The organism is Algibacter sp. (assembly GCF_049667265.1).
Classification (GTDB): domain Bacteria; phylum Bacteroidota; class Bacteroidia; order Flavobacteriales; family Flavobacteriaceae; genus Algibacter_B.
The window spans coordinates 1-8924 of record NZ_JBATHX010000329.1; the positions used below are offsets into that span (position 1 = coordinate 1).

8 protein-coding genes and 1 pseudogene are annotated in these 8924 nt (G+C 32.7%); 5 read left to right on the forward strand and 4 right to left on the reverse strand.

Annotated elements, in window-relative coordinates; genetic code table 11:
• Positions 1 to 356: 356 nt before the first annotated feature.
• The 3 genes from WBN21_RS11690 (at position 357) to WBN21_RS11700 (ending at position 3961) form a co-directional block, all read left to right on the forward strand.
• Positions 357 to 2522, forward strand: a complete 2166-nt coding sequence (locus tag WBN21_RS11690; protein WP_424200483.1) for an endonuclease MutS2 — start codon at positions 357 to 359, stop codon at positions 2520 to 2522.
• A 36-nt stretch (positions 2523 to 2558) separates the two neighbouring features.
• On the forward strand, positions 2559 to 3452 hold the full coding sequence (locus WBN21_RS11695; RefSeq protein ID WP_424200485.1) for a polysaccharide lyase family 7 protein: 894 nt from the start codon (positions 2559 to 2561) through the stop codon (positions 3450 to 3452).
• Between the two features lie 92 nt (positions 3453 to 3544).
• Positions 3545 to 3961: a thiol-disulfide oxidoreductase DCC family protein gene (locus tag WBN21_RS11700; RefSeq protein ID WP_424200487.1), complete on the forward strand. Its 417-nt coding sequence runs from the start codon at positions 3545 to 3547 to the stop codon at positions 3959 to 3961.
• A 72-nt stretch (positions 3962 to 4033) separates the two neighbouring features.
• On the opposite strand, the gene WBN21_RS11705 is transcribed toward WBN21_RS11700, so the two are convergent.
• Complete coding sequence (locus tag WBN21_RS11705) at positions 4034 to 4612, reverse strand: hypothetical protein (RefSeq protein WP_424200489.1); 579 nt, start codon at positions 4610 to 4612, stop codon at positions 4034 to 4036.
• Positions 4613 to 4942: 330 nt separating this feature from the next.
• Here WBN21_RS11705 and WBN21_RS11710 point away from each other — a divergent pair, with 330 nt between their 5' ends.
• On the forward strand, positions 4943 to 5068 hold the full coding sequence (locus WBN21_RS11710) for a DCC1-like thiol-disulfide oxidoreductase family protein (RefSeq protein WP_424200497.1): 126 nt from the start codon (positions 4943 to 4945) through the stop codon (positions 5066 to 5068).
• A 114-nt stretch (positions 5069 to 5182) separates the two neighbouring features.
• Positions 5183 to 5614, forward strand: a complete 432-nt coding sequence (locus tag WBN21_RS11715) for a hypothetical protein (RefSeq protein ID WP_424200491.1) — start codon at positions 5183 to 5185, stop codon at positions 5612 to 5614.
• Positions 5615 to 5786: 172 nt separating this feature from the next.
• Here the strand turns inward: WBN21_RS11715 and WBN21_RS11720 are convergent, their stop codons facing one another.
• The 3 genes and pseudogenes from WBN21_RS11720 to WBN21_RS11730 all read right to left on the reverse strand — a co-directional run.
• A complete protein-coding gene (locus WBN21_RS11720; protein WP_424200493.1) occupies positions 5787 to 6947 on the reverse strand; it encodes a sulfurtransferase in 1161 nt (386 codons plus the stop codon).
• Positions 6948 to 7018: 71 nt separating this feature from the next.
• Positions 7019 to 8344 (reverse strand): dicarboxylate/amino acid:cation symporter, encoded by a 1326-nt coding sequence (locus WBN21_RS11725; protein WP_424200495.1) that lies wholly within the window; start codon positions 8342 to 8344, stop codon positions 7019 to 7021.
• Between the two features lie 268 nt (positions 8345 to 8612).
• A pseudogene (locus WBN21_RS11730) lies at positions 8613 to 8924 on the reverse strand (phosphoglucosamine mutase); the annotation flags it as partial.

Consider the following 8924-nt stretch of genomic DNA (forward strand, 5'->3'; position numbering starts at 1 on the left):
CTTTTATAGGGTTTGCACGCCAATATGGTAAAGGAATTGATGTTGATAACCGTTGGCAAGAACTTATTGATTTTGAAGCTGAAGTGATTCAAAATTATGGGAAATCTGAAACTATACACGGATAAAAGCTCAACCAAAATAATGATTGAGCTTTTACAACTGATTATAGTTTGATTGATGATGTTTTGAGGGAGTTATCAAGGTAATTAGAATTAGCATTTGTAGTTGTTAGCAATTTGTTAAATAATAGTAATACTCTGTTAATTAACATTTTAACACTTGGAGTTCTCATTGCAAAAATCATTCTTATTATGATTAACTTTGCAGTTCTTTATTTTTAGAATATTAGGTTAGGAATGATTCATATCCACGAAAAAACATTACAAGATTTAGAGTTTCAAACGGTTTTAAAACAGGTAAGCGAACTCTGTATTACACCGCTTGGGCATGAAAAAGCGTTACAGATTGCTCCATACAAAACAAAGGAGGAATTGCAAGCTGCGCTTAGTCTAACTAATGAATATGTCTCGTCGTTTTATAACGATAATCGCATACCTAACCACGGTTTTGATACTATTTCTAAAGAATTACAATTACTCAAAATAGAAAATACCTATTTGGAAGTTCATGGCTTAAAGAAAATAGTAGCCATGTCCATTACTGTAAATGAGATTGTTACGTTTTTAAAAAAGTTTGAAGAATATTATCCAAGCTTAAATGAGTTTGCATCGCATATTGAAGTTACCAAAGTATTAATTGAAAAAGTAGATGGTATTGTTGATCGGTTTGGAGACATAAAGGATAACGCATCCAATTTACTTTTTGATTTACGACAATCCATCAACAAAATAAAAGGGAAAATTAATGCCAGTTTTAGTAGCGCCTTAAACACCTATCACAATCTTGAATATTTAGATGATATTCGAGAATCTGTGGTTGACAACAAACGTGTATTAGCCGTAAAAGCTATGTACAGGCGTAAAGTTAAAGGTTCAATAATGGGCGGAAGTAAAACCGGGAGCATCGTTTATATTGAACCAGAAACCACTTTGCAGCACAGCAGAGAGCTCAATAATCTAGAATACGAAGAGCAAGAAGAAGTTATCAGGATTTTAAAAGAAGTTACAGATTTTATGCGTCCGTTTTTACCTTTATTAAGAGATTACCAAAGTTTTTTAATTGATATGGATGTCATTTCCGCGAAAGCGAAATACGCAAAATCTATGAATGGGATTCTTCCTGAAATTACTGAGGATAGAAGCATGTATTTACGAGATGCTTATCACCCGCTACTTTATTTAAACAACTTAGAGAAGAAAGAAAAAACCTTTCCGCAAAGTATAGAATTAAAAGCCGATAGCAGAATTATTGTGATTTCTGGACCTAATGCAGGTGGAAAAAGCATCACACTAAAAACAGTTGGCCTTTTACAGGTTATGTTGCAATGCGGTATGTTAATACCTGTGCATGAGCGTAGCAAAGTATGTTTGTTTGATAGAATTTTGAGTGATATTGGTGATAATCAATCTATTGAAAATCATTTAAGCACGTACAGTTACCGACTAAAACAAATGAATTATTTCTTGAAGAAGTGTAACAAAAACACACTCTTTTTAATTGATGAATTTGGAACAGGAAGTGACCCTGAACTTGGTGGCGCATTGGCTGAAACGTTTTTAGAAGAGTTTTACCATCGTGAAGCTTACGGTATTATAACAACCCATTATTCAAACTTAAAAATATTAGCAAACGAGTTGCCTTTTATGCTAAACGCCAATATGTTGTTTGATGAAAAATCATTAGAACCGCTGTTTAAATTGGTTATCGGTCAAGCCGGAAGTAGTTTTACGTTTGAAGTAGCACAGAAAAATGGGATTCCTTATAGTTTGATTAATCGTGCTAAAAAGAAAATTGAGCGCAGTAAAGTACGTTTTGATGCTACGATTGCTAAGCTTCAAAAAGAACGTTCAAAACTTGAAAAAACGGGGCAATCTTTAAAAAAAAATGAAAAGAAAAAACTTGAGGAAGCTGATAAGCTTGAAGAAATAAATGCCAAAATTCAGAAGAAGTTAGAAAGCTATCAGGAACTTTATGATAGCAATCAACGTTTAATTTATTTAGGGCAAAAGGTTAATGATATTGCCGAAAAATACTTTGAAAACAAGCAGAAAAAAGAATTAATGTCTGAATTGTTTAAAGTTGTTCAAATTGAAAATTCTAAACGAAAAAAGGTCACTTCAAAACAAAAGAAAGCGATAAAACATAAGGAAACCCAAGTGAAACAGGAAGCTGAAAAGAAAGTTGAGGTTATCAGGAAAAAGAAAAAAATAGCAAAACAAAAGGCTATTGAACAACCTAAACCTAAGGCGATTATTCGTATTGGCGATCGTGTAAGAATGGAAGACGGGCGTGCCATTGGAACTGTTGAAAAAATTGAAAAAAATAAAGCCATTGTAAATTATGGCATTTTTACTACAAATGTGAGTATAGATCAGCTAGAACTGGTGGAAGCCAAAAAGTAAATTGTATTTCGCATATCTTTACATAAAAAATGAAAAATGAAAAAGCATCTAATTCTATATTTTGTATTAGTTTCAATCATGTTCACTTATAACTGCAGTTCAAGTCAGGAAACTGATGATGAAGTAAAAGAGGAAGATATTGAAATTATTGATGAGGAAAATGAAGAATTAATTCCAATTGAAGAAACACCAAAAATTGTTTGGCAAAATTGGTATTTGTCCGTTCCCATTAATAATGGCATTGGTGGCGCAACATCTATTTTCTATAAAGCTATTGTGGACAATTCTTTAACCACAGCCCAATCTGAATATTTTTATAAAAATGCAGATGACAGCTATACCATGTTTACAAAATTTACTGGCTTTACTACCTCAGGCTTATCAGAATTAGGCGATAAATATTGTAGAACAGAACTTAGGGAGTTTTGGAGAGGGATTCAAAGTACATCAGATAACTGGTCTATGAGTACGGGTACTCACATATTAGAATCTACCTTAAAAGTTGATTATGTAGAAGGAAACGGCCGAACTATTGTGGCTCAAATACATGGTAAGGAAACTACAGGTTTAGTAGGCGCTCCTGCAACCGTTAAAATACGCTGGAATAGCGGGATGATTCAAGTTGATTATTATACAAAACCAGATGCTGGCGAACCTTGGACGAGTGCTTTTGATGAAAAATTGGATGTAGGCCGCGTAGATAATGAAATCTTTACTTTCAAAATTAAAATTGAAAATGGTAAGTTTTATTATGCGCTAGTTTGCGATGCAAAAGGGATTAACACCGATTACACCTTTGTGTTTGATTATGTTGGAAATGGCTATGGACATGAGAATTACTTTAAAACAGGTAACTATTATGGCTGGAATGCCGATTACGAAAAAACAGCACAGGTTGTTTTATATGAAGTAAAAACGGAGCATTTGTAATTAAAATACAGACTTAAAAACCAGGTTAAATTAGCTACGGAATCAGATTTAAACACCTTTTTAAGTGATTAGTAAAGTAGTACCTTTACACTATGAATTTTGGAGTTCCAAAAGATAAAAAACTTATACTGTTTGATGGGGTTTGTAACCTCTGCAACACTTCTGTTTTGTTCGTTATAAAACGAGACCAAAAAAATAGATTCCTTTTTGCACCGTTGCAAAGTGACGCTGGTAAACAAATCATAAAAGCGTTTAATATTGATACCTCGCAAGTAGATTCTATTATATTATTCAACCCAGAAAAAGGAATTCATTACAAAAGTACAGCTGCTTTGAAAATAGCGTCTCAATTAAGTTTTCCAACAAATTTAATAGCTATTTTTCTAATTGTGCCAAACTTTATTCGCAATTGGGTTTACGGTTATATTGCTAAAAACCGTTATAAATGGTATGGTAAAAAAGAAGCTTGTATGATTCCTACGCCTGAATTGAAGAGTAAGTTTTTATAAAATATTAATTTTCATAAAACAATAAAAGCTTATAACTAGTGTTATAAGCTTTTATAAAATTACAATTTAATGTTACCAAACTTTAACTTGTCCAGCGCTGACTCTAAATAAAGGAAAGTCAAAAATGTCAAAAGTATTACAATCATTTTCATCATCAAGTTCAAAAAATGAAAGACTACTATAGTCATCACCTTGGAAATTATCAACAACAGCTGTAATAGCTCTTTGTCCGCTAACGTCAACTCCTTGAAATTGTCCTTTTGTAATAGTTCCAGTTACAATGGCCCATGTAGCTCCATCAAATTCACCATATTGCATACAATCAATAGCTACATGAATGCCTTCTCCTCCGCCAATAAAAGTATCTTGCCATTGGCCTTTTACAGAACCATCAGCATGCATATTAGCTACTAAGGAAAAATTACCATCACAGCCATTTGGTAAGCCATATGCTTCACAGGCATCATTTGACCCCAAACTAACATGATGAATAACTTTACCTTTTTTAGCTGCTTTTGAAGCACTACTTTCTAAGAGAATAGAAGAATCCGATTCTGGAATTAAAACCTCCTCACTAGAGCAGCCATAAGCGCAAAACAGCGCTAGCGTTAACAAAATCAATACTTTTTTAATTTTAAACATTGTTTTCATAATATATAAATTAATTGGTTAATATTAAAAACAACCATTTAATAAGTGTATTTAAATTAATGTTAATGCGTAAACTAGGGGCTTCATTTAAATAAACGCAGCAATAAAATTTATTACAATGTTTTTTAAATATTACTAACCAACTAATTATCAGGGAGATGAATAATTTAAATATAGTGTAATTTGATGAATAACCAATAAATTTCTTACGAAATTTTAATTTTGAACATTAATTAATGTAACATTTCTTCGGTATTGAATCACAGAAATGTACTTTACATCTTTTAATGTATTCTGTTATATACTCTTTGAAAAGACCTTCATTACAAAATAGCCGCAACTGTAAAAATAGCTTCACAATTGGGGTTTCCAACAAATTTTTTGATAATATTTCTTATTGTTCCAAACTTTTTACGCAATTGGGTTTACGATTATATTGCTAAAAATCATTATTAATGGAATGGTAAAAAAGAAGCTTGTATGATTCCTACGCCTGAATTAAGAAGCAAATTTTTAGATTAACACGCAACCATTCACAAGTTTTCTCATCTTTAAAATAAACTGCAAACTATGAAGAAGACTTTAACCTACCTTTTAATACTTATATTTATTATTTCATGCAAAACGGATGATGGTGTTCCAGATTGTTCTGCAGTTTTATGCGCAGCACCTGCCATAACCATAAATTTAATAGACGACACAACTAATGAAAACATTATAATTCAAGATAATATATCTGAAGAATCCATTGTAATTAAAAACAATCTTGAAAACGAAGTTGAATTTCACATTTTTGAATCAAATAGTATGCTTTATGTAAATAGACAAAACCAAACAGATACTTTAGAAATTCAAATTGATTCTGAAATAGTTGCAACAATCTCATACGATACAGCCAAACCGCAGACCGAAGAATGTTGTGATATTGGAATACTTAAAAACGTAACCGTAGAAGGCTTATATCATGTTGTAGAAAATAATTTAATTACCATTTATCTCTAAAAAAAGAGCTTCGTACTTATTTAAATTCTGCTTTTAAATTGAAACTCAACTAAAAGTACAGATAATTCATTGTTGGTTTTTTAGTGGTTGGATTAATTATAAGTTTATTCGAAACTTAAAATAACCCATCATGAAACAGCTATGTATTTTATTTCTTTGCTATTAAGCTTCTTTAAGAATCTTTAAGAATCTTCTTCAACTGGCTATAAATCATTTGTTCCATAGGTTCATAATCACCATCAACAAATGCCATGAGTTTAATATCGGCAAATAAATCGGCTAAATCATTACGGTAATAATCATGGGTTTTTACAGCTTCAATTATATTTTGAATACTCTGATAATCATTATCCTTTTCAAATTGTTCATGAACTCGATTATAAACTGCTTTATCAACCCGACTTAAAATATATTTTTTTTCTTTTCTAGATTCCTCTAAATCTGAATTTGACACATACATTAAAATATAAGCCAATAATTCTTCCTTACTCCAAGTACTTGGATTTTCCATTTTTCCTGTTGTTAGGCTACCGTATTCCGTCCATGAACCATCGTAAACCGAAATATTTTTATACCCAGAAATTTCTGCTCCTAATGCCAAAACGCAGGCTGTAATTCCAGAACCACATGAAAAAATTATGGCATCATCTGGTTCGGCAACCATGTAAAATGCCTTTGCTAGCTCTTTTTTAGACTTTAAAATCCCATTTTCCAATAAATCTGAAAACGGCAAATTCACCGAGTTTGGAATCGTGCCCATGCGAAGTCCTTCTCTAGGTTCAGGTTCTTCACAATTAAACCTGCCAGCGGAACGAGCATCAATAATTTTATGTGTTTCGTTTTTTGATGCCTTTTCAATATCATTAAAAAACTTCATGTAATTGGGTTGTAGGTTTGCAACAAAATCGCCAGCTTCACCATCAAAATTTTGCATTAATTCTGTTTCAAATTTTGCTTTCTTCCATTCAGGAAATCCGCCATTTAAAACCGCCAAATTATTAAACCCAAAAGCTTTAAACAACCACCAAACACGAGCGCTGGAATAAATACCTTGATCGTCATAGACAACAATGGCACTATTATTATTAATTCCTAAAGTTCGTGCTTCTTTTTGAAATTGCTCAATTGAAGGAAACGCACTAGGAAATGGATCAGAAACATTACTAAACTTCTTTTTAATATCAAAAAATCGAGCCTTTGGAATTTGTTCTAACGAGATATCAAAAACTTTATTGATGGTACCATCTAGAATAATTAAGTTGTCGGCGTTCATATTTTCCTGAAGCCATTCAACAGAAACTATCGGTGATGTTAACGATACACTCGTACTCATTTAATTTGTTTTTCTCGCAAAAGCACTAAGGCGCAATGCGTTACATTAATCTTTTGAATAAAAATAAAAAATTATTTCACAGCTTCATAATTATCGTCCCACTCTTTTGGTTTTGGGTCGTGTAATTTGCCTAAAGATTTCGCCACAATCATAGCCACCGTAGCATCGCCAGTTACGTTTACAACGGTTCTACACATATCAAGTGGTCTATCTACGGCAAAAATAAGCGCGAGACCAATAGGTAGTAATTCCGATGGAAAACCAATCGATTCCAGAACAATAACCAACATAACCATTCCCGCACTTGGTACCGCTGCACTTCCAATAGATGCTAATAATGCCGTTAGCACAATGACTAATTGATTGGTAAACGTTAAACCTTCAGGCCATATAACCTGCATTATAAATACCGCGGCAATGCCTTGGTACAAACTCGTTCCATCCATATTTACTGTTGCGCCAACAGGAAGCACAAAACCAGAGACTTCTTTATCTACACCTAAATGCTCTTCAACACGTTCCATGGTTACAGGAAGTGTTGCCGCACTACTACTGGTAGAAAAGGCTAAAAGTTGCGCAGGACTTATCTGTTGCAAAAACCACATCGGTGATTTTTTGGTGTAAACACTTACTAAAATCAAGTAGAAACCTATCATTATAATTAACCCTCCAACAACGCAGAAAGCATAATATAAAAGCTTGATTAAAATTTCGACATCATCAAAAGCTATAATAACGTTTGCTAATAATGCGAATACAGCGTATGGTGCAAAAAGCATAATTAAATCTACCATTTTCATAACCACCTCGTTTAAGGATTCAAAGAAATCAATTAAAGGTTTTGCCTTTTTCTCACCAATAAGTAATAAACAAATACCAACAAAAATGGCGAAGAATATCACTTGAAGCATAGACGCTTCTACAAACGATTCAAAAATATTACTTGGAAAAATATCAACTAACGCCTGTAATGGCCCTGCTTCCTTTTGAGCGGAAGCTTTCATTAACTTATCGGTTACGCCAGCATCATTCTCATATTTTAGCTTTATTTTCTCAATAGTTTCCTGTGGCATGCCGTTTCCTGGTTTCACCACATTTACTATAGTTAAACCTATAACGATAGCGACTATTGTGGTTGTGATATAAATACCAATAGTTCGTAAACCCATCGATTTAATTTTAGATATATCTTTTAAATCTGAAATCCCTTTTATCAATGATGCCAAAATTAAAGGCACAGCAATAAGCTTCAATAGGTTTATAAATATGGTTCCGAATGGCGCAATCCAATCGGTTACAAAACCTTTTCCGCCAGCAACGGTATTCATTATAAAACCAAAAATGATTCCGAGAACCATTCCTATAATAATCTTCCAATGTAATGCTAGTTTTTTCATATGCTATGTAGTCCGTAAAAGTTCTGAACAAGATAAGTATTTTATATATTCTTATTACTAGATTGGCAAAAATCCCTTAATTTTTGAAAGAATACTTAGCCATTATTGATAGTTTAGCCCCGATTGAAATGGCATCCTTTTTAAAACCTTAGTAAAACTGAAACTTTGTGATTTACTTGAATAAGCAAAAAACCACGCTATTAACTTATTGTAATAACGTGGTTTAAAAAAGTTATAATGGAAAGCGGGAAATAGCTTCAAAAAAAAACTAAATGCCAGCAATCTCGCTTATTTCGGCTATAAATTTATCGCCTAAAGCATCGGCTTCTTTTTGCGATTTCGCCTCAGTATAAATTCTAATAATAGGTTCGGTGTTACTTTTACGTAGGTGTACCCAACTTTCAGAAAAATCGATTTTTACACCATCAATAGTGGTTAATTGTTCGTTTTGGTAACGTTTTTCCATGGCTTTAAGAATACCATCGACATCTAAACCTGGAGTTAGTTCAATTTTCTTTTTACCCATAAAATAGCTTGGATAGGTTTTTTTAAGCGCACTTACACTTATTTTTTTATCAGC